At 68.5% G+C, this 20,351-nt stretch carries 23 protein-coding genes; 9 read left to right on the top strand and 14 right to left on the bottom strand.

Annotation, left to right across the window (positions count from 1 at the left end; translation table 11 throughout):
* Nucleotides 1-17: 17 nt before the first annotated feature.
* From ACIBO2_RS17790 to ACIBO2_RS17800, 3 genes are all read right to left on the bottom strand, one after another.
* Nucleotides 18-869 carry a universal stress protein gene (locus ACIBO2_RS17790; protein WP_358533756.1) on the bottom strand — a complete coding sequence of 284 codons (852 nt, stop codon included), beginning with the start codon at nt 867-869 and terminating at the stop codon, nt 18-20.
* 243 nt (nt 870-1,112) lie between these two features.
* The gene (locus ACIBO2_RS17795) at nt 1,113-1,445 is read right to left on the bottom strand and encodes a DUF1918 domain-containing protein (protein WP_358533759.1); all 333 of its coding nucleotides are present in this window, start codon (nt 1,443-1,445) and stop codon (nt 1,113-1,115) included.
* Nucleotides 1,442-2,356, bottom strand: a complete 915-nt coding sequence (locus ACIBO2_RS17800; protein WP_358533761.1) for a universal stress protein — start codon at nt 2,354-2,356, stop codon at nt 1,442-1,444. Before ACIBO2_RS17800 ends, ACIBO2_RS17795 begins: the two co-directional genes overlap by 4 nt.
* 324 nt (nt 2,357-2,680) lie before the next feature.
* Here ACIBO2_RS17800 and ACIBO2_RS17805 point away from each other — a divergent pair, with 324 nt between their 5' ends.
* Nucleotides 2,681-3,805 (top strand): site-2 protease family protein, encoded by a 1,125-nt coding sequence (locus ACIBO2_RS17805; protein ID WP_397297917.1) that lies wholly within the window; start codon nt 2,681-2,683, stop codon nt 3,803-3,805.
* A 563-nt stretch (nt 3,806-4,368) separates the two neighbouring features.
* Here ACIBO2_RS17805 and ACIBO2_RS17810 read toward each other — a convergent pair.
* The gene (locus tag ACIBO2_RS17810; protein WP_358533766.1) at nt 4,369-5,229 is read right to left on the bottom strand and encodes a universal stress protein; all 861 of its coding nucleotides are present in this window, start codon (nt 5,227-5,229) and stop codon (nt 4,369-4,371) included.
* A gap of 257 nt (nt 5,230-5,486) precedes the next feature.
* Nucleotides 5,487-6,362 carry a universal stress protein gene (locus ACIBO2_RS17815; RefSeq protein WP_358533769.1) on the bottom strand — a complete coding sequence of 292 codons (876 nt, stop codon included), beginning with the start codon at nt 6,360-6,362 and terminating at the stop codon, nt 5,487-5,489.
* Nucleotides 6,363-6,992: 630 nt separating this feature from the next.
* On the opposite strand from ACIBO2_RS17815, the gene ACIBO2_RS17820 reads away from it, so the two are divergent.
* The 3 genes from ACIBO2_RS17820 to ACIBO2_RS17830 are packed head-to-tail and all read left to right on the top strand — an operon-like array spanning nt 6,993 to nt 8,457.
* Nucleotides 6,993-7,391, top strand: coding sequence for a metalloregulator ArsR/SmtB family transcription factor (locus ACIBO2_RS17820; RefSeq protein ID WP_358533772.1), 399 nt, complete (start codon nt 6,993-6,995; stop codon nt 7,389-7,391).
* The gene (locus tag ACIBO2_RS17825; RefSeq protein ID WP_358533775.1) at nt 7,388-8,110 is read left to right on the top strand and encodes a cation transporter; all 723 of its coding nucleotides are present in this window, start codon (nt 7,388-7,390) and stop codon (nt 8,108-8,110) included. The genes ACIBO2_RS17820 and ACIBO2_RS17825 overlap by 4 nt, the downstream gene beginning before the upstream one ends.
* Nucleotides 8,107-8,457: a DUF3703 domain-containing protein gene (locus tag ACIBO2_RS17830; protein ID WP_358533778.1), complete on the top strand. Its 351-nt coding sequence runs from the start codon at nt 8,107-8,109 to the stop codon at nt 8,455-8,457. Before ACIBO2_RS17825 ends, ACIBO2_RS17830 begins: the two co-directional genes overlap by 4 nt.
* Before the next feature lie 124 nt (nt 8,458-8,581).
* Here the strand turns inward: ACIBO2_RS17830 and ACIBO2_RS17835 are convergent, their stop codons facing one another.
* On the bottom strand, nt 8,582-9,088 hold the full coding sequence (locus ACIBO2_RS17835; protein ID WP_358533781.1) for a hypothetical protein: 507 nt from the start codon (nt 9,086-9,088) through the stop codon (nt 8,582-8,584).
* 194 nt (nt 9,089-9,282) lie between these two features.
* Between ACIBO2_RS17835 and ACIBO2_RS17840 the strand changes: the two genes are divergently transcribed.
* Nucleotides 9,283-10,320 (top strand): cation diffusion facilitator family transporter, encoded by a 1,038-nt coding sequence (locus ACIBO2_RS17840; protein WP_397297921.1) that lies wholly within the window; start codon nt 9,283-9,285, stop codon nt 10,318-10,320.
* Between the two features lie 56 nt (nt 10,321-10,376).
* Here the strand turns inward: ACIBO2_RS17840 and ACIBO2_RS17845 are convergent, their stop codons facing one another.
* From ACIBO2_RS17845 to ACIBO2_RS17865, 5 genes are all read right to left on the bottom strand, one after another.
* Nucleotides 10,377-10,637 carry a hypothetical protein gene (locus tag ACIBO2_RS17845; RefSeq protein WP_397297923.1) on the bottom strand — a complete coding sequence of 87 codons (261 nt, stop codon included), beginning with the start codon at nt 10,635-10,637 and terminating at the stop codon, nt 10,377-10,379.
* 127 nt (nt 10,638-10,764) lie between these two features.
* Nucleotides 10,765-11,352, bottom strand: coding sequence for a vitamin K epoxide reductase family protein (locus ACIBO2_RS17850; protein WP_397297925.1), 588 nt, complete (start codon nt 11,350-11,352; stop codon nt 10,765-10,767).
* 24 nt (nt 11,353-11,376) lie between these two features.
* Entirely contained in the window at nt 11,377-12,054 is a 678-nt protein-coding gene (locus ACIBO2_RS17855; RefSeq protein ID WP_358533794.1) for a DsbA family protein, read from the bottom strand.
* Nucleotides 12,055-12,166: 112 nt separating this feature from the next.
* The gene (locus ACIBO2_RS17860) at nt 12,167-13,102 is read right to left on the bottom strand and encodes a M56 family metallopeptidase (RefSeq protein ID WP_397297927.1); all 936 of its coding nucleotides are present in this window, start codon (nt 13,100-13,102) and stop codon (nt 12,167-12,169) included.
* Nucleotides 13,099-13,485: a BlaI/MecI/CopY family transcriptional regulator gene (locus tag ACIBO2_RS17865; protein ID WP_397297929.1), complete on the bottom strand. Its 387-nt coding sequence runs from the start codon at nt 13,483-13,485 to the stop codon at nt 13,099-13,101. The genes ACIBO2_RS17860 and ACIBO2_RS17865 overlap by 4 nt, the downstream gene beginning before the upstream one ends.
* A gap of 105 nt (nt 13,486-13,590) precedes the next feature.
* On the opposite strand from ACIBO2_RS17865, the gene ACIBO2_RS17870 reads away from it, so the two are divergent.
* Both ACIBO2_RS17870 and ACIBO2_RS17875 read left to right on the top strand, forming a co-directional pair.
* Nucleotides 13,591-14,004: a metalloregulator ArsR/SmtB family transcription factor gene (locus ACIBO2_RS17870; protein ID WP_358533800.1), complete on the top strand. Its 414-nt coding sequence runs from the start codon at nt 13,591-13,593 to the stop codon at nt 14,002-14,004.
* Nucleotides 14,005-14,205: 201 nt separating this feature from the next.
* Nucleotides 14,206-15,750 carry a CARDB domain-containing protein gene (locus ACIBO2_RS17875; RefSeq protein WP_397297931.1) on the top strand — a complete coding sequence of 515 codons (1,545 nt, stop codon included), beginning with the start codon at nt 14,206-14,208 and terminating at the stop codon, nt 15,748-15,750.
* Between the two features lie 134 nt (nt 15,751-15,884).
* Here ACIBO2_RS17875 and ACIBO2_RS17880 read toward each other — a convergent pair whose 3' ends face one another.
* On the bottom strand, nt 15,885-16,628 hold the full coding sequence (locus ACIBO2_RS17880) for a TIGR03943 family putative permease subunit (RefSeq protein WP_358533806.1): 744 nt from the start codon (nt 16,626-16,628) through the stop codon (nt 15,885-15,887).
* Nucleotides 16,625-17,653 (bottom strand): permease, encoded by a 1,029-nt coding sequence (locus ACIBO2_RS17885; RefSeq protein WP_397297933.1) that lies wholly within the window; start codon nt 17,651-17,653, stop codon nt 16,625-16,627. Before ACIBO2_RS17885 ends, ACIBO2_RS17880 begins: the two co-directional genes overlap by 4 nt.
* Nucleotides 17,654-17,760: 107 nt before the next feature.
* On the opposite strand from ACIBO2_RS17885, the gene ACIBO2_RS17890 reads away from it, so the two are divergent.
* Nucleotides 17,761-18,249, top strand: a complete 489-nt coding sequence (locus ACIBO2_RS17890) for a hypothetical protein (RefSeq protein ID WP_358533812.1) — start codon at nt 17,761-17,763, stop codon at nt 18,247-18,249.
* Between the two features lie 20 nt (nt 18,250-18,269).
* On the opposite strand, the gene ACIBO2_RS17895 is transcribed toward ACIBO2_RS17890, so the two are convergent.
* Nucleotides 18,270-19,433 carry a tetratricopeptide repeat protein gene (locus ACIBO2_RS17895; RefSeq protein WP_397297936.1) on the bottom strand — a complete coding sequence of 388 codons (1,164 nt, stop codon included), beginning with the start codon at nt 19,431-19,433 and terminating at the stop codon, nt 18,270-18,272.
* Between the two features lie 292 nt (nt 19,434-19,725).
* Here ACIBO2_RS17895 and ACIBO2_RS17900 point away from each other — a divergent pair, with 292 nt between their 5' ends.
* A complete protein-coding gene (locus ACIBO2_RS17900) occupies nt 19,726-20,298 on the top strand; it encodes a helix-turn-helix domain-containing protein (RefSeq protein ID WP_358533818.1) in 573 nt (190 codons plus the stop codon).
* Nucleotides 20,299-20,351 lie beyond the last annotated feature (53 nt).

Consider the following 20,351-nt stretch of genomic DNA (forward strand, 5'->3'; position numbering starts at 1 on the left):
ACATGGCTCTTGACCGGTCATCCCTGATCGTCGCCGCTGCCCCGCACCACGACCAGCGGGCAGGGCGAATGATGCAAGAGCGCGTGACTCACCGATCCGAGGACCATCCCGGTGAGCGTTCGGTGTCCGTGTGATCCGACCACGAGTAGATCGGCTCCCATCGCCGCCTGGCGTAGAACCTCGACGGGATGCCCATGCACGACCTCTTCGATCATCTCGACATCCGGGTGCTGTGGATGGTGACCGGCGAGCGTTTCCTTGAGCACGAGCAACTCTTCCTGCTCGCTGGCGACGTCTGCCGGCTCGAAGCCGCCCAGCCGAGGCCAGGCCCACGCGTGTACGGTACGCAACCGCGTTCCCCTCAGCTCCGCCTCGGCGAAAGCGAAGTCCAGCACGGCGTCGAATCTGGGCGAGCCGTCCACACCCACCACGACCTCGCCGCGCGGCAGCGAAGGCAGCGCGCGTACCACGACGACGTCACACGCGGCGTGTCCAGCGACACCATAGGCCACCGACCCAATGAGCATGCCGCGTACGCCTCCGAGTCCATGACTGCCGATCACCAGGAGTTCGGCGTCCTGCGATGCTCGTATCAAGGCCGGACGCGGATCCCCTGGCAGCGCAAGGGTCTCCACCTCGGCCTTCGGCTGCTCACGGACCGCCCGAGACTTGCCCTCGGCAAGCACGGTCGCGCAGCCCTCACGCATCCACTTGGTCGCCTCCGCAAGGCGGCCGTCACGGGTCTCGCAGGCCCATCGGGGCATGGCGTGTGCCACGACGAGCGGCACCTCGCGAAGCGCGGCTTCCCTCGCCGCCCAGCTCACGGCCTCGAGCCCGGCCAGCGATCCATCGACTCCGACTACGATCACGACACACCTCCTGCGTTCCGCTGGAAGCTCGACTTCTACGGTCGAAGCGGCACTTCTGGCACTGGATCTCCCCATAGGGATGATGCGTCTTCGTCTCTTTCAGTTTGGGAAGTGTCCAAGCCAAATGAGCATGGCAAAGGTCCTGACATCCTGGCCATGGTCCCTATTCGGCAGCCTGCTCGCATCTCGGCGCGGAGCGGCCGGACGACGTCCGCGTGCCGTGGCCCGTATGGGCATGCGCGCTCACGGAGGCGGAAGCGATGCCTCCCTCTCCTGTTTGCTCACCACACGAGCGTCCGGCCCCGGGAACACGAGTGTTTCGTGTTCAGAGTCGATCCAGTGCACAACATACGGCGGGGAACCATCATCATGGCGCAACTCCGTGATCACGCCGATCCGCCGGGGCTCATGATTGTAGGTGCCCTCGACGATCAACCGGTCACCTACCGAAGCCTTCATCGCGGTCTTCTCCCCTCGACCGCGGCCGGCGTCCATCTGGGCGCTGGCGCGCGAATCGCTCTGTGGCTCTGGCCGTCCGGCCCTTTGATCGGTCGGGAACCATGGATTCGAGATCATCTCTCCTGAATGGAGAGGGCTTCTTCATCCTTCATCTCCTCGTGCGGCCGGTCAGCGTAGCCGGGGACGACGGCGACGGGGCAGGTGGCATGCTCCGCCATTGCCCTGACCACCGTGCCCAGATGACCGTGATGCCGGGTTCGCTCCGCACCGACAATGAGCAGGCTCGCCTGGCTCGACGCGGTGCGCAGGGCTTCCTTGGCCGGAGCGATGACGACATGCCCCTCCACATGGACCTCCGCATGCCGGTCGCGCCAGGGAGTCAGGCGTTCCTCCATCCGTTTCTGTCCGGCCCGGGTAAGAGCTTCGACGTCGGGTACGGGTGCCATCGCCACTCCCCACGCCATGATCTGCAGATGGACGGCATGCACGACCACCAGCCGAAGCCGGCGCAGAGCGGCCTCGTCGAAGGCGAACTGCAGTGCCGCATCCGGCGTGGTCGGACTCAGACCCAGGACCACAGGGCCCGGATGAGCCGTCACCGGTAGCGGGCCAGGGCCGCGCACGATGACCACCGGAGCCTGCGCGTGGGCCGCGACATAAGCGGTGACCGAGCCGACTACCGACCTGGCCAGGGCGCCCAGGCCCCGCGAACCGACGACGACGAGGTCCGCGCCGACCGATAGCTCAACGATGCGTTCGGCGGGTGAACCCTCGTACAGATCCGCCTTGACATCGGTCAGCGTGCTGGAGGAACGCGCGCAATCGGCGCCATGGTAGAGCACATGCTCGGCGGCGTTGCGCAGATGCAGCTTGACCTCGTCGGCCGCCTCACCGTAGGGCCAACGCCACGCGTGGGTGACGGTCAGCGGCAATCCCCTCAACTCGCACTCGTCGAGCGCCCAGTCCAAGGCCTGCATCGAGAAATCCGAGCCGTCATAACCCACGACCACCCGGTGAAACTCAGCCATGGCTCTCACCTCGCACCCGTCGCCGGAGACGGCGACGCTAGAGGCCAATCGGAACGTCCGCTTTCGTGAAGACCATCCCCCGGATCCCGCAGAGGCTCCCGATGGACCGCTACCCTGGCACAGCGGTGATATCCACTTAGACCCGTGCAGCCTCACGGTTGGCCGTTCCCGCCACGATCCCGACGAGCTGATCAGTCGAGCACGTTCTACGGCCGGTAGGCCCGGCAGACCAAAGTCCTGCCGTTAAGGGCCATATGGCCCTGCTCGGGCGGGATGTCACCGCAGGATTATGGCTAAGTGAAGCAGACTCTTCCGCTGGGCAGAGTGGCAGGCATCCCGGTGCGTGCGCACTGGTCGGCGCTCGGTATCGCGGCGCTCATCGTGGTACTGCTCGGCGCTACCGTGCTGCCGCAGGCTGTGCCGGGATACGGCCAGAGGCAGTACTGGCTGGTAGCCGTGATCACGGGCACGCTGTTCATGGCTTCGCTGCTGACCCACGAGATGGCCCATGCGCTGATCGCCCATCGGCACGGGCTCAGGGTCGGCTCCATCACGCTGTGGGTCCTCGGTGGCTACACCGAGTTGCAAGAGGAGGCGAAGGGTCCGCGGATCGAGTTGGCGACGGCGGTGGCGGGCCCGTTGGCCAGCCTGGGCATCGCCGCCGTGACCTTCCTCGCCTACCTCTTCTTGCCCGGATCGGCTCTAGCGGCGTCCGCCGCCGCGTGGCTGTTCACCATGAACCTGATGCTCGGCCTGTTCAATCTGCTTCCTGGCGCTCCTCTGGACGGCGGGCGCGTACTGCACGCGCTGCTGTGGTGGCGGTTCGGCGACGCCATCCGAGCGGATCGAGCGGCAGCACGAGCGGGGCAGATCCTCGGTACGACGCTGATCTCATTCGGTCTCCTAGCTACGTTCCTCTGGAACTGGCTGGGCGGTCTGTGGCTCGCCTTCCTTGGCTGGTACATCGCCGCGAGCGCACGCCAGGAGCTTGCCGTCAAGCTCGCCCGCGCGGGGTTGCGCGGCCTGCTGGTGCGTGAGGTGATGACCCCGGCGCCGGACATGGCGCCTGCCTGGATGAACGTCGAACAACTCGTCGAGAAGGTCGTGCTGAACTCCCGTCAGACGGTCTTCCCGGTGGTGACCCTCACCGGCGCCCCGGCCGGCTTCGTCTCACTGGACACCCTGGCGGCAGTGCCCACGGAGCGCCGGAGCTCCACGCGGGTGGGGACGCTCACAACCATGCAGCCACCGCTGCGAACCATCGCGCCGGACGAGGAGGCCACCTTGCTGTTGGAGCAGGTCGCGCAAGGGCAGCCGATCGCCGCCGTTGTCGTTGACGGTGACCGCTTGGTCGGCATGGTGACCGGTGCCGACCTGAGCCGGGTGTTGGGACAGGCGCTGCTGCGGACCAGCGCGTCACCCCGGCTTGCGGACCACGATCACGTCTAGCTTAACCGCCGCTCTCAACGTCGGCCAGGAAGTGACGCTCGTCTGTTCGAATCATAAGCATTGCTTTCAGCAAGGAGGCTTTGGGATATGGACAGACGATGGCAAGGCGGCAACCTGGCAGGCCGGATCGAAGCCCTGTCCCAGTCGTGCGGCCCACTGCGAGTAACTATGCAGTTGTCTGAGAGAGACCGTGATAGCGGTTCGCACCCGCCATCTCTATGGAGCGTGGATTACCCGTCGATGTCCAGCACCAGCTTGGCTCGCGAACGAATCCGTTGATATCCGTCGCACGTCGCGGTTGCAGCTTTGGGCCGTTGGCGCGTCGACCACGAACCGGAATGTGCTCCGCCTCCGTGATAGCTGAAGGTCCTGAGTAGAGATCTTCAGAGCTGTCCCTGCCGCTTGGACCGAGGACATCATGATTGTGGTGGGAGTTCGACGGCTCGCAGGCCAGCCCGTGCAGCCCCGCAATGAGGTGATCGTCGGCGTCAGCGGGTCGGCCGGCGACCAGGCCGTGATTGGGTACGCTTTGGCCGCTGCCATCCTGGGCATCAGCATCCGAGTCACGCCGGGGTGGGCGCGTCCTGGGCGCGCACCACGGCGACAGTGCAGTGTGCATGGTGCAAGACGCCGCGGCTGACCGAGCCGAGCAGCATCGCGCCCACCGTGCCGTGGCCGTGCGAGCCCACCACCAGCAGGTCGGCTCGGGCGGAGGCGTCGGTGAGTGCTTCCACCGGCTGCGCCGGCTGGACTTCCTCGACGACCGTCACCTGTGGGTACTCCTTCGCGAACGCCCCCACCCGATCCTGGACGATCTGGTGCTGCGCGATGCGGACGTCGTCCATGTCGTACGGCACCCCGGAGGCGAACACGTGCACCGGCTGCCAGGCGTGCACCACCCTCAGCACGGCTCCGCGCAGCTTGGCCTGCCGGAAGGCGTAGGCCAGCGCGGGCTCGCATGCGGGCGAGTCGTCCACGCCGACCACGATCTCCCCGTGGACCGGTTGGTGATCGCCGCGTACGACCACGACGGGGCAGTCCACATGACCCGCCACATGCGTGCTGACCGAACCCAGCAGCGCTCCGGCGAACCCGCCGAGACCGCGGCTGCCGAGCACGATCTCGCTAGCTTCCTTGGCCTGTTCGCGCAGCACCTCAGCGGGCGCGCCCTCGATGTCCCGCGTCGTGACCTCGACATCGGGCTGACGCTCGTTGGCCAGGGCCAACCCTTCGCGCAGGATCCGCTGCCCCTCGCGCAGCAGCGGGTCGGGCAGCGCGGCGTTGGGGAACTTGCCGATCTGGTACGGCGAGCGGTCCACGGCGTGCACGATCCGCAGCGGCTCCTTCATCCGGAGAGCGTCGTTGGCCGCCCACTCCACCGCAGCGCGCGCGGTCGTCGAGCCATCCACACCTACGATGATCATGATCCGTCCTCCTTCGTCATCTCCATTCGACCCGCTCACAGAGCGTTGTCGTAGGGCCGGAAGTCCGTCGGACAGGAACCGAAGGACCCTGTTTTCCCTGGTGACGCGGTGCGTAGCGTCGGTGGTGCGGCACCAGGTCGGCGTCGCTCATCTGGCGGGCGCCCGTACCGGCGCACCGAGGAAGGTCCCCATCGGCGGGTGCCCGGAAGGGAAGCCGTAAGACTCGGGATGATCGGAGATACGGCCGAGCCGCAGTTTCATGGCCTCTCCTGGTGGGGCCGTACGACCGCGACCGGGCAGGTGGCGTGGTGCAGCACGGCGCGGCTGACCGAGCCCAGCACCGCGGAGGCGAAGCCGCCCAGCCCACGCGACCCGACGACGACCAGGTCGGCCGTGGTCGCCGCCTTGATCAGAGCGCCGGCCGGGTGCTCGCACAGTTGCTCGTCGCTGATCTCGATGTCGGGGTACTTCTCGCGCCAGGGGATCACCCGCTCGCCGGCTATCCGGACCTCGTGCTGGAATGCCTTCTCCAGCAGGCTGCCGTAGGCGGCCGCGTACGGGGAGAACATCGGCAGTTGCCAGGCATACAGGACATGCAGCCGCGCGTGGCGAGCGCGGGCCTGCTCGATGGCGTACTCCATGGCGGCTTCCGACTGCTCGGACCCGTCGTAGCCGACGACGATCCGGCCGTGCTCTTCCTGACCGGGCTCTTCCTGGCCGTGCTCTTCCTGGCCGGGCCCGCGGACGATCACCACCGGGCCCCGCGCGTGGCCCGCGACGGCCGTACTGACCGAGCCGAGCAGCAGGCCGCTGAAACCGCCGAGTCCTCTGCTGCCCAGCACCAGGCTGTCGGCCGACGCCGACTCGCCGATCAGCTCGTCGATCACGTTCCCGGCGCACAATTCCGTCGTCACCTCCACGCCGCCTGCCAGCTCACGCGCCCGGTCTGCGGCCGCCTCGAGCGCACCCGCGCAGTACTCCGCGCTGAACGCGGCGAGCCCGTGCGGCCACTGCTCACAGACGTGCACGATCCGCAGAGCCAGTCCCCTGCGCCGCGCGTCGGCGGCGGCCCACCGCACCGCCGCTGTCGCCGGCTCGGACCCGTCCACGCCGACCACGATCCGTCTGGTCATCACGTATCCCCTCCCTGAACGGTCCCATCCCTGAACGGTCCCATCCCTGAACGGTCCCATCCCTGAACGGTTCCATCCCTCAACGGTCCCATTCCCGAACTGGAACACCCCAGCTCCAGCCTCGCGAAACAGGCGGCCGACCACCGGAGGACGAAGTCCCGAATACCAATGCCATTGGTCCCAAAGTCAGCAATTCCGCAAACCGATCGTGGGAGGACACTCCCAATACACGGCTGATCGGACCCACCGACGCCGTCGTGCGCGTGGAGCAGGCATTCGGCTCAAGGAGGAACGCCCCAGAACAGGCGAGCGGCGAGCGATCGGCGTCTGGGCTTGGCATGGATTTGTTGTTGCTGCCCGAGGTGGAGCAGGGGCTCACGTGGGGGTGTCGCCTGGATCGCTGTTGTGGTCCTGGTCGGCATCGTGACGGCGTTGGCGTTGTGCCGGCTCGTGTGGTCGGGCGCGGTGTGGTGGGCGCGCAAGGCGGCATCCCGTCGCCGCCGGGGCGATGGCGCAGGGGGCGAACGGTGAACCAGGGGCAGGAGTTGGCGCCGGGGCGGGGATTGTCGGCCGGACATCCGAAACCAGTCCCCTTGCGCTGGCATGCCTACATCGGGCTATCATCGCCATATGGCGATTGATTCTGAAGGTGGCCGGTGCGTCAGCGCTGACATCGCCGCCGGCATCTCCCCGGCGGCGGCGCTGTTCCACTCCCTTGCCGATGAGACCCGGCTGCGCATCGTGCAGCGGCTCGCGCGCGGCGAGGCCCGCGTCGTGGATCTGACCAGCCGGCTCGGGCTGGCCCAGTCCACGGTGTCCAAGCATCTGGCCTGCCTGCGCGACTGCGGCCTGGTCGACTACCGGGCCGAAGGACGGCAGTCGTTCTACAGCTTGACCCGGCCCGAGCTGATGGATCTGCTGGCCTCGGCCGAGCACCTGCTGGGCGCCACCGGCCACGCCGTGGCGCTGTGCCCGACCTATGGGGTGGAAACCGGCGACGGGGACGCCGAACTGGAACCGATGTCATGAGCGCGGTGAACCTGCCCGGCATCGGCATGGCCCGGCGCGCCGTGCTGCGGCGCCGAATCCGGCTGCTGGTCGCGGCGACCATCACCTACAACGTGATCGAAGCCGTCGTGGCGATCACCGCGGGCACCATCGCCTCCTCCGCCGCGCTCATCGGGTTCGGCCTGGACTCGATCGTGGAGGTCGCCTCGGCTGCCGCGGTGGCCTGGCAGTTCTCCGTCACCGACCACGAGCGGCGGGAGAAGGTGGCTCTGCGGGTCATCGCGGTCTCGTTCTTCGCGCTGGCCGCGTACGTGAGCTTCGACGCCGTCCGGGCGCTGCTCGGCGTCGGCGAGGCCGAGCACTCCACGCCCGGCCTCATCCTGGCCGCGCTCTCTCTGGCGGTCATGCCGTTCCTGTCGTACGCCCAGCGCCGCGCCGGCCGCGAGCTCGGCTCGGCCTCGGCCGTTGCCGACTCCAAGCAGACCCTGCTGTGCACCTACCTGTCCGCGGTGTTGCTCGTGGGGCTGGCGCTCAACAGTCTGTTCGGCTGGTCCTGGGCCGATCCGATCGCCGCTCTGGTCATCGCCGCGGTCGCGGTCAAAGAGGGCCGCGAGGCCTGGCGCGGCGATACCTGCTGCGCCATCCCCGCCACCACCATGCTCACCCCGGCCGCCGACGTCGCCGAGCCCGGCGGCTGCGCCGGTGGCTGCTGCTCGTCTACGCAGGAGGAATCCCGATGATCGGCCGTCCGATGCCCGTCCGCGTGCGGGCCGCCTACCGCGCCGAGATGCGCGCCGCCCGCACCACCACCGACCCCGAAGCCAGGTGGCGGCACTTGGAACGGGCGCACATCGTCTCCCAGCCCTGGCCCTGGCCGCACACGGCCAACCACATCGCCATGTTCGCCCTGGCCGTCCGCCTGCGCGACCGGCGCGAAGCCCTCGGGCAGGTCGCGCGCATCATCGTGGCCGCGCCAGGCTCGGCGCTGGGCCGCTACCCCGAGGGCAACACCGGGCGCGCCACAGTGGGACTGACCCAGCCCATGCCGATGCCCGCCGACCTGGCCGAGCTGCTCCAGAGCGCCTGACCCGGCCGGAGACGCCGATCACGGACACGACGCGGGCACTTCGCCTCCACCGTGGCGGCCTCCCGGCCGGACTGACTCGGCTTCCACCCTGGGCTCCCGTACGTCATGGCGCGCCGTGCGGAAGTCATCGGCTCGGGTTCGCCGGGGCCTCGCCGAGAGCGGTGAGAAGAAGGTGGCGCTGGCGCAGCGTGAGGTCGCCGATGCTGGCATCAGCGTCGATCTTGGCCTGCCGTAGTGTTCGGTCGATCTCGGCGGGCGTGCGCCCGGGCAGAGCGCGCAGCATCGGCTCCAGGTCGGCGCGGATGGTGGTCGCCTCCCTGCGCGACAACAGCGCCTCCAGGCCGAGTCGCCCGGTCGCCAGCGCGGCGCGCAACTGCGCGGTGGTAGTCGGTTCCAGCGAGGTAGAAGGTGAGGGCTTGGCGGGGCGAGGGTGCTGAGTGGGCAGCCGCCCCTGGGCCGCGGCGACGGGTACGGCCGACTGGGGCAGATCGTCGGCGAAAAGCGTTTCGGCCATGACCAGCACGCCTCCGATCGCCACCACGGCGGTGGCGGTGACGATGAAGTGGCGGCGCGAGAGCCGTCGGCTGTCCCTGGCTATCGTCAGCCCGATCACCGCGGTGCGTAGCAGCACGCCGGTGACCATGACCCATGCCGACTTCTACGGAGAGTAGTTGAAACGCTACGAAGTAGTTATACATCTGATGTGATGTTCATATGTAGAAGCGAGACAGTTTGGCGCCCTGACGTATTGACGGGGATCTCTGGAGTCGCAATCATGTGCACATATGAACACTTGGGCAGATGTCAGCACAAGGAGCTCAGCGCATGTCTGATCAACACACGCACGACCGAACCCATGGGCATGGGCATGGGCATGGGCATGCGGTCAGCGCGCAAGCGGACCGGCGCTATCTGAGCGGTGCGCTCGCCCTGATCGTCGGGTTCATGGCCGTCGAGGTGGTGATCGGCGTGATCGCCGGCTCCCTGGCGCTGATCTCCGATGCCGGTCACATGCTCACCGACGCGATGGCGCTCATGTTCGCGCTGATCGCGATGCGGATCGCGGCCCGCCCACCCCGCGGCGGCTTCACCTACGGCCTCAAGCGCGCCGAGATCGTCTCCGCCCAGGTCAACGGCATCACCCTGCTGCTGCTCGCGGCCTACTTCACCTTCGAGGGCATCCGCCGCCTGATCGAACCGGGCCAGGTCGAGGGCCTGTTCGTGGTGGTCACCGGGCTGGCCGGCATCGCCGTCAACGTGGCAGCCACCTGGCTGCTGTCCAAGGCCAACCGCTCCAGCCTCAATGTCGAGGGCGCCTTCCAGCACATCCTCAACGACCTGTACGCCTTCATCGCCACCACCCTGGCCGGGCTCGTCGTCTGGCTGACCGGCTGGACCCGCGCCGACGCCATCGCCGCCCTGGTGGTCGCCGCCCTGATGCTCAAGGCCGGCTGGGGGCTGGTCCGCGACTCAGGACGGGTGTTCATGGAGGCCGCACCGCCCGAACTCGACCCGGCCGAGGTCGGCCGCCAGATCGTCGCCCTGGACGCCGTGGTCGAGGTCCACGATCTGCACATCTGGGAGGTCACCTCCGGATACCTCTCCCTGTCGGCCCACGTGCTGGTGACGCCGGGAGCCGACTGTCACGCCGCCCGCATGGCCGTCGAGGGCTACCTCAACGACGAGCACGGCATCGAGCACACGACCCTGCAGATCGACCACGCCACACCCGACACCCACGCCTTCGACGACGACGGAGCCCTGCGCCGCCTCGTCGAGCACTGCGCCGACCCGCACGGCCCCACCCACCACAGGCTGACGCCCGGACCGGTGGCGAACGCGGACGGCCACGCCGGTCACTGAAGAACCGGGCACGGTCGGGGCGGCGACGCGATCCCGGCCCTTACCCGGAAGAGAGATCACGTGCCCGAAGCGCGGCTGGAGCCGCTGCCGTCACCGCTCTGGAGCTCGCCGCCCAGTTTCTTGCGCAAGGTCTCCAGCACGGGAGACTCGGCTGTGACGACCCACTGGCGTCCGACGAGATGGGTGCCTTTGTACATCAGCGCATAATCCAGCCAGTCTTTCCGCCCCTTTTCCGTCGTGAAGCTGGTGACCGCGTAGTTCCCGTCGGCCGTCTTGCAGATCCCCTGGCGAAGCTCGGCGGAGTGGTGATAGCGCATTTCAACGGAGCAGACATGACGTAGCCTCCCAAACTGCGATCGATGGGAGATACGTCGAGGGACGATCGCCAGTTCGGCGCCTGAGCATAATTTTCTACAAGCTATAGAAGTTCATGCGTGCACCCTGTCAAAGGCCGCCTGCCCACAGTGTCCAGTACATCCAGAATCGCTGGAGAATGAGCCCGGCGATGACGAGCCCCCAAGCCATCACCACGACCGTGTGATAGCGCGCGGCCGCCGCCGCGAGGTTGTGCATGGCGGAGGGAAGCCGGATCCGGCCCGCCTCGACGTTGGCCAGGCTTATGTACCAGAAGACGACGACTGTGGCCACCCAGACGAGCATGCAGTACGGACACAGCGCGCCGATCCGGTACAGCGATTGGAAGATCAGCCAGTGCACGAAGACGACGCCCGCCCCGGTGCCGAGGTGCAGGCCTTGCCAGAACCAGGCGTGGAAGCGGGCACCGGCCAGGAGGGCCATGCCGACGGCGAGGACCCAGGCGAACGCGGCGATGCCGATCAGCGGGTTGGGGAAGCCGAAGACCGAGGCCTGCTCGGTTCTCATCACCGAGCCGCAGCTGATGATCGGATTGATGCTGCAGGCCGGGACATAGTCGGCGTTCGCCGCCAGTTTGAGCCGCTCGACGGTGAGCAGGAACGCCGCGCCGAATCCCAGCGCCCCGCCCAGGACGAGAACGTACGGCAGCGAGCGCATGACGATCGAGCCGGGAAACCGCCGTCATGACGTCAGGGCCGCGTCGATCTTGGCCTTGAGGTTGTCGTAGCTGGGCTCGACATCCAGCGGCGCGCCGTTGAAGAAGATCGTCGGCGTGGCCTGGACGCCGAGCGCGAGTCCGTCACCCTGGTCCTTCTTCACCCGTTCGGCGGTCTTCGCGGCATCGAGGTCGCGCTTGAAGACAGTCATGTCGAGGCCGGCCTGTTTCGCCAGATCGAGGAAGAACGCCTCCTTCGATGCGCTTGCCTCACCCCACTGCGCCTGGGTTTGGAACAGCTTGGCGTACATCACCTCGAGCTTGCCCTGCTGGGCCGCGGCCTCGGCGACGCGTGCCGCCAGTTCGCCATTGCGGTGGCCGGGCATCGGGAAGTAGCGGACGACCAGGTTGATCCGCCCGGCGTACTCGGCACGGATGCGTTCCATGTGCGGAAAGACCGCGCCGCAGGCCTCGCACTCGAAGTCGAGGAACTCGACCAGCGTGACCTTGCCGTCGGGGGCCGTTGAGAGCCGGTGGCTGTCGTCTCGTACCAGGAACCGCGCCGGGACGGTATCCGTACCGGATGCGGACGTCGGTGTGTTGGCGGGCTCGGGACCGAACATCGCGACCGCTCCCACGATCAGGGTCACGATCAAAGCCGTGACCGCGCCCATGCCGAGGGTTACCTTCAGGTTCTTCGTCATCTTCCGCTCTTCGGGACGGTGCGGGTTTCCGCGGCGCCGCGGGCCGCTAGATTCTACGCTTTGTAGAACTTCTACCGTACGTCGAATATAGGGGTCATAAGGCGAGACGCGGTCAGAGCGTGATGCACACCAGCGGCGCGACCAGCACGGTCACCGGGCCGCTGAGCAGGAGGCCGGCGGTCGAGTACGCCGCCGCGGGCACCCAGCGAGGCTGCGCGCGTTCGCCGAGCAGCCGTTGCAGGCGCTCGACGACTCCCGCGTCGGCCAGGGAGAGTGTGGCGAGACCCGGGCCAGATGCGGAGGTGGTCGCCATGCGGACAAGAGCGCGCGCCAGAGGCAGCGCGCCGTGCGCCCGGCACGCGTGATCGTCGGCGATCATCTCCACCAGCACCGCGACCGCTTGCCGCGCCGTCTGGGCGGAGGTCAGCCACGGGAACGCGTGCGCCAGCGCGGCGAAAGGCAGCAGCGCCAGATCGTGGTGGCCTCGGGCATGCGCACGCTCATGCCCGAGAACGGCCTGCAGCTCCTTCGGACTCAGCAGCTCCAGAGTGCCCCGGCTCAGCACGATCCGCCGGTCTCTGCCCGGTACGCAGTAGGCGACATGTTCGGCGACAGGCAGCACATAGACGTCATGCGCCGGTGAATGATCGGCGACCACGTCGACCAGCAGGCGCTGCCGGCCTCGCTCCCGGATCGTCTTGGTGGCGACGCGCACCGTGTGGATGACGAGCCAGCCCATCAGGCCCGCCGACCAGGCCAGGGCCAGCAGATGCACCGGCCCGAGCCCGTCGAGGCCATGCCCGCTGACGATCTGGCTGACCAGGGTGTGCGCTCCGTGCGGAAACACCGCGGCCAGCGGCGCGACGGCGCCGACCAATCCGAGACCGACCGCGCCCAGACCGGCGGCCAGCCCGATCGCCTGCCACAGCGCCAGCGCCGCGCGGGGGCAGCGGTGCGTCCACGCCGCCCCGGCCAGCCTGCGCGCGGCCCGGTCGCCGAGCGCCACCGGCAGCAGCGCGATCCCGGCCGCGACCAGCCAGGCGATCATCGCGCCGATCCGCCCCGCTCGCCCAGGGCCGCACGCAAGGCGGCGGCCACCTCCGGCGTCACCGTTCCGACGAAGCGCTGCACGGCTGCCGCGACGTCGCCGGCCTCGTTCAGGGCGGCGCGCATGGCCTCGGCGACGAAGGCGTCCTTGTCCGCGGTAGCCCTGTACAGGTGCGCTCGTCCGATGCGCTCGCGGGAGACCATGCCCTTGTTCGAGAGCCGCATCAAGACGGTCAACACCGTCGTGGTGGCGGGCCGGGACGGTAGCTCCGCGGCGAGGACGTGGGCGAACATGCCCTCGGGATGCTCCCACAGGGCTTCCATGACCGATCGCTCCAGGTTGCCGAGCTGCACCGTCACCCCTCCTGCCCGTGTTCTACTCAAAGTAGAAGAGTACCGGCACTGCTCTTCACGGCCGCGCTGTGCGACATATGCCGACAAAGACCGCACGCTTGACATGCCGTCCAGGCGACGCCCTATCTTGCTCATATGAATGCTTCTTCAGATGATGGTGTGATGGCGGTGGACGGTTGTGCCGCCAAAGTGGTCGACGCCGATCGCGTAGCCGCCGTCTGTGAGCGGATGCCGGCCGCCGAGGATCTCACCGACACCGCCGACATCTTCGGGCTGCTGTCGGACCCGAACCGGCTGCGGCTCCTGGTCGCCTTGCTGGACGGCGAACTGTGCGTGTGCGACCTGGCCGCCGTGACCGGCCAGAGCGAGTCCGCCGTCTCCCACGCCCTGCGGCTGCTGCGCGCCCACCGCATCGTCGCCGCGCGCCGCTCCGGCCGGATGGCCTACTACCGTCTGGAAGACCCGCACGTACGCATGCTGCTCGACCTGGCGCTCGCCCACACCGAGCACACCGACGCCATCCATCCCGAACGCGGCGGGAACACTTGATGGGCGCGTGACCCGCCCCAGGCGCCCAGCGGCGCCGAGGGTCGTGTACGCGCTGAACAAGATCAAGCCAACTGTTGGTGCGACCGTACGTGTCGCGTGCCGCCGCGTGCCCTCGTCGGGCGAGGCTGCCATCCGGCGCCGGTGCCGGTTTCCCCGGCCCGGTGGATGAAGGCAGTGCTCTGCGACGAGAGGAACATCACGATGAGGCGCATCCGAGGGATGTGTTACCCGGTCGCCGCCCTCGCGGCGGCGGCCCTTCCGCTGACTCTGTTCGGTGCGGTCCCGGCCGAGGCCGCACCTGCCGTCACCGCCCCGGCGCTTTCGCGGGTCGCGCCGGATCCCGCCTCATGCCCCGACCAGGTGTCGCTGGTCAACGGCGGTTTCGAGCAGCCGGTCGTCAGCCGCGGGACGTGGGCCTCGTTCCCCGACGCCTCGCAGACCGGAGCGCCGAACCACGTGCCCGGCTGGCTCACCACCGCCACCGACCACATGATCGAGCTGTGGGCCAGCCCGCCGAACCCGGCCAACACCCCGCCCAAGGAGGGCAGGCAGCTCGCCGAGCTGAACGCCAACCAGGTCTCGACCCTGTACCAGGAGCACGCGACCACCCCGGGGGCGAAGCTGTACTGGCGGCTGTCCCACCGCGGCCGGCTGGGGGTCGACACGATGGCCTTGGACATCGGCGATCCGGCGTCCCCGGTGCAACAGAAGGTCATGTCGGACGGCACCGGGAGCTGGGGCACCTACTCCGGCATCTACATCGTGCCCGCGGGCCAGACGACCACCAGGTTCGCCTTCCGTTCCGTCTCGGCGGCCGGAGGGAACGCTACCTTCGGCAACCTGCTCGACGACATCTCCTTCGCGACCGCGCCGTGCGTCGTCGTCAGCAAATCCGCGAGCCCGCAGGGGCCGGTCGACGTCGGCGACGTGATCACCTACCGGCTCACCGCGGTCAACAGGGGCGGCGCCCCGGCGGAGAACGTGCGCCTCACCGACACCGTCCCGCCGGGGACCACTTACGTGCCCGGCTCGCTCCGGGTGGTCGACGGCCCCGGCAGCGGGGACAAGACCGATCAGGCGGGCGACGACCAGGGCGACTTCAACGCCGCGGCCGGCAAGGTCTCCTTCGCCCTCGGGAACGGCGCCACCGCCGCGGGCGGCGGCTCGCTGCCCAACGCCGCGAGCCTACCCGGCGGCACCACCGTGGAGTTCAAGGTCAAGGTCGGCCGGGACGCCGCGGGCGGGGAGGTGACCAACCAGGGAACGGTCGGCTACGAGAACCGGCTCGGCCCGGAGCCGGAGCTGCTGACCTCCACCAGCGGCGACGCCGTTACCAAGGTCAACCCGGCCGTGGACCTGAGTGTGGTCAAGTCCGCCGATTCGACCAAGGTGACCGTGGGCCAGACCGTCACCTACCGCGTCACCGTACGCAACGCCGGCCCGAACGACGCGACGGGGGTCACGGTCAAGGACATGCTGCCGGCCAACCTCACCTTCGTGTCCGCCATGGCCTCCAACGGGACCTACGCGCCGGCGAGCGGGATGTGGACCGTCGGCACGCTGGCCAGCGGCGCCTCGGCCACGTTGACCATCCAGGCCAAGGCCACAGCGGTCGGAGAGACGACCAACGCGGCCACGGCCGACGGCAAGGAACTGGATCTCGATCCCGCCAACGACTCCGACAGCGTCAAGGTCTGCGTCGACCCTGAACCCTTCTGCCCGTACTGCATCAAGGCGAAGAGCTAGCGGCAGGACGCCGGTCGACGCATTCGACCGGAAAGCGTCCCTGCCACCGATCGCCTCGTGGCAGGGACGCGGTCGCCCAGGCCGGGCATCGGTGACTCTGGCGTTCCCGAGGTCGCTCCTGCGCGGCCGCCGGTTCACTCGTACGGCTCGGCCGGTTGGTCGATCTTCGTGACGTCAGTAACGGTCATGGCGGGGATCACGTAGCCGTTGGGGATCTTGCCCTTCCACGGGATCCAGGTGCCGGTGACCTCCACCCAGCTGTTCTCCCTGGGGGCGGGCACGCCTTCGACGGCCACCTTCAGGGCGAGCGCGTCGGCGGCGCAGCAGCTCATCTGCATCCTGGCGACGTACCAGCGTTTCTTCTTCGCCGAAGTCACCACGAAGCCGGTCAGTTTGACCTTCTGGCCGGCCAGCGAGGTGTCGGACGGGTCGTAGGCGCGCCCGATGAACTCGCCCATCGCCAGCGGGGCCACCCCGCCGGCGGCCAGCGGGCGGTAGGGAACGGCCTTGGCCGGGGGCGGCGCGGACGGGGAGTCCTCGCGCCCGGCCGCGAACGATCCCAGTGCGGGCGGCGCGATCGTCACTATCGCGAACACCGGCACGGCCAGCAACCACGCCACCCGCGGCCCACGCCCGTGATCATGCCCGCCCTCGTCCTCGTGCGCGGCTTCGTGTGCGTGATCGTGGGTTGTGGCGCGCCCGCGCACCGCCCGGACGAGCGACACCAGGGCCAGCACCACCAGGACCGCGCCGGCCCCGATGAGCAGCGGCCGGAAGCCCGGCTTGACGTAGTTGACGTAATCCGTGGAAAAGGCGGAGATGTTCAGCAGCGCCCCGCCGAGTATCAGCAGGAGCAGGCTCTGCGTCTGGCGGTTCACAGCAGCACCCATCCGGTGACGAAGCTGACCCCGATGGCCAGCGTCAGCGTGAGTGGCACGAAGCGCAAGGTGAACGCCCGCCCGAACGTTCCGGTCTGCAAGGCGATCAGTTTCAGGTCCACCATGGGCCCCACCACGAGGAACGCCAGCTTGGCCGTCGGTGAGAACGCCGTCAGCGACGCCGCCACGAACGCGTCCGCCTCCGAGCAGATCGACAGCAACACCGCCAGCAGCGCCAGCACCAGCACCGACACGACCGGCACCCCCGCCACAGTCGTCAGCCAGGGCTTGGGCACCAGCACGTTCAGCGCCGCCGCGGCCAGCGCGCCAACGACCAGGAAGCCGCCGGCGTGCAACAGATCGTGGCACATCGCGTCCACGAACGCGCTCCACCGGCCCTGCCCCGGCGAGCTCGTACGGCGAGGCGTCCGCAACCACTCCCCGCGCCCGAACCGCGCCCACACCCAGCCCACCAGCACCGCCACCGCCAGCGAGGCGCCGAACCGGGCCAGCACCATCTCAGGATTGGCGGGAAAGGCCACCGCGGTCGCCACCATCACCACCGGGTTGATGGCGGGTGAGGCCAGCAGGAACGCCAGCGCCGCGGCCGGCGGCACACCCCGCGACATAAGCCCCGAAGCCACCGGCACCGACGCGCACTCACACCCCGGCAGCACCGCTCCGGCCACCCCGGCCACCGGCACCGCGGCGTACGTACGCCGCGGCAGTGCCCTCGTCCAGAACGAGGCGGGCACGAACGCGGTGATCGCCGCCGACAACGCCACCCCGAACACCAGGAACGGCAACGCCTGCACGCACACCGCCACGAACACGGTCGCCCACGTCTGCAACGCCGGAGCCGTCAGGTACGGCGCCAGCAGGAACCGCCCCGCCACCAACAGCCCGACCAAGACGATGAACGCCCACGGAAACGGAGAGTCGGCCGACTGTCTACGCCCCCAGGTATCGGGGGGAAGCTCGTCCTCCTGGCGGCCCGGCCAGTTCGTTGCGGTTGGCTGCGTCATGGCTCATTTCGACCGGTTCTTAGGCAAGTCTGCCGCAGCACAGTACCCGAGTCACGAAGGAACGGCGTGGAACGCCTAAAGGGCAAGACTGCCTTTCAGGGGGATCCATGCGCATCTCAAGACCGCGTCTCTTCACCGTCGCCGCGATCGTCTCACTCACGGCCATGCTCGGCATCCCAACCCCAGCCTCCGCCGACGCCGCCACGGACTCCAGGATTCTGTCGCTCACATCGAGCTCACTCTTCGCGCGAGGGGCGTTCGGCAGCCCGTGGAAGGTCGGGGACTGCCATCTGGAGTTTCCCAGTTACGTCTATATCGAGAGCGGCACTACTCGTGTGCACGTGCACGCCGTGAGCGATACCGACTTCACCAGGCACGCCGACGTCTGGCACAGCCAGCTCGTCTTCATGGACGCCCAGCAGCGGGTGGTGGCCAGCGTGGGCAGCACGGGCACGAGCCCCCTGGACTCGCCCGACATGGTGCCCGCCTCAGGCGACGAGGGACCGAGCGTCGTCTACGAATGGGACCACGTCGTGGTGGTGCCGAACGGCATCCCGTCCAGGGCCGTGTCCGTCAGATGGCTCTCAGCCTGCTGACCACCACGCATCCAGGAACCTCAATGGCCTGAGTTGTCCTTTGTGCGCTGCGCCCTCAGCGTCGCGAGTCGCTCCCGTGTGGCCACGGTGTACGGGTGAGCCTCCCCGAGGAGGCTCGTCCTGCTCGCCAGAACCGCTTCGTACTCGGCCTCCGCCTCCTCGATCTGCCCCAGGTCACGCATGACGTTGGCGAGGTTGTCCCGGCTGATCAGGGTGTCGGGATGCCGGGGCCCGAGGAGGCGAGTACGCTCCGCGATCACCGCGCGGTGCTCAGCGGCGGCTTGTTCAGGCTGCCCGAGTTTGCGCAGCGCGCGGGCGACGTTGTTGCGTCGTGTAAGCGTGTCGGCGGGGGTTTCTCCGGCTAGGGCGCCCGCAGCCCGCCAGCCGGCCACCGCGATGTCGAATCGGCCCCGGCTGTAGGCGGTGATGGCGATGGCGTCCGCATCGGAGGGTCCACAGTGAGGCAGCGCGGCCGGCAAGACGTCGGCGTCGACCTCGCGTCCGGGGCGGGCGTCACGCTGTACGACGTCGACGAGGTAGTCGAAGACCTCGACATGTTCACCTCCGATTGGCTGCAGCAGCGCGGTGGTGGCGCGGCGCGGCTGTGTCGCCCACTCCCAGGCATCCTGAAGGGGTTCGGGACGCAACCGTGTTCCTCCTCTGATCGACAGGTAGTGCCCGTGGAGCTGATCGAGCAGGGTGCATGGGACCACGGCGGAGTGCCCGGCACGTCGCAAGTCGATCGCCGCGGTGATGAGGGCCGCAGCCCACGGGTGGCTTGGAGCTCTGGGATCGGTATTGGGACTCCAGGCGTTCTGCCAGTCCCGGAGGAGCTCCGGTCCGGCGGCCAGGTATTCCGCTATGCCGTAGTCGGCGGCATGGTCGAGAGCGTCGGCGATGCGCCGGTCCCAGGCCCTGGCGCGGGCGCGCTCCTGTTCTGAACCACTGAACATGCGGCGGAGATAGATCCTGCGCGCCTGCGCGAGGGTCTCGGTGACGTCTTTGACGGCCTGGCGGCCTTCCTCTGTGGTTCGTGCCGTCAGGCGCGCCTCCTCGGCCGCACGCAGAGTGGCGATGACGACGCGGTGGTGATCCTTTCCGTTGATCAACCGCAGCACATCGTTGCGGCGGAGCCCGCCGCTGCCAAGATGGGTCTCGGCGTCGTCGAGCCACAGGACGCACATCGCGGGGAATGTAGACCGGGACCGGTTGCCGCGGTTCCTGCCCGCGACCGTCCGGCTCGCTCGCCCTGATGTTCCTGTCGCGAGCGTAAGGGCCTACCTGTCGCCATCGAGCCGCTCCCTGTCCCCGCTCCATGCCGACCAGCCCATCGTCGATACTCCGGGCTTCTGGTTACAGTCGCGGCGTTCTCATAGGTCGTCAAGGCCGCGACCGCGGGACCGGACTTCACCCTTGCCATGCCCGAGCCAACAATCTACGCTACTCCGTAATAATGGAATAACGTAGGAGAGCCCGATGAGCGAGGACAGACTCGCCGCACTCGAACGCCGGATCGCCCACCTGGAGAGTCGGCTCGACACCACAGGCCCATCGCGACGCTCGCCGGAGTCGCCGTCCCTCAGCGCGGCGGCCACCGGCATGCTTCGGCAGGCGAAGAAAGAGGACAAGCTCGGGACAGTGGGCTACATCGGAGCCTCACGGCTGGCCGCCGGCGAAACTCTCTGGGACCGGCAGCTCTCCCTCGCCGATTTGCTGTCGGCCGATTGGGCGCCCGTGGCCCACATCCTGGAGACCCTCGGCAGTCAGCCGCGGCTGGCCCTGCTCGCCGCGCTCCTAAGACAGGGGCGGCGGACCAGCACCGATCTCCAAGAGTCCCTTGCCGGAAACGGTGAGCAGACCACCAGTGGCCAGCTCTATCACCACCTCCGCGCGCTGCAGAGCGCCAGGCTGATCACGCAACGGCGGCGCGGCGAGTACGAGCTGGCGCCTCAGGCCATGCCGCAGGTCGTCAGCATCCTCGCCGCCGCGTTCGACCTGGCCAACGACCCCCCGCTCTTCCCACCTATCGATCTCCCCAGCATGGAATGATCCGGGTTTGCCTGACGGTCGCGGGGTGCTCTCAGCGTCGATCGTTACCCTGC

Source organism: Nonomuraea sp. NPDC050022 (assembly GCF_044460705.1).
Taxonomy (GTDB): Bacteria; Actinomycetota; Actinomycetes; order Streptosporangiales; family Streptosporangiaceae; genus Nonomuraea.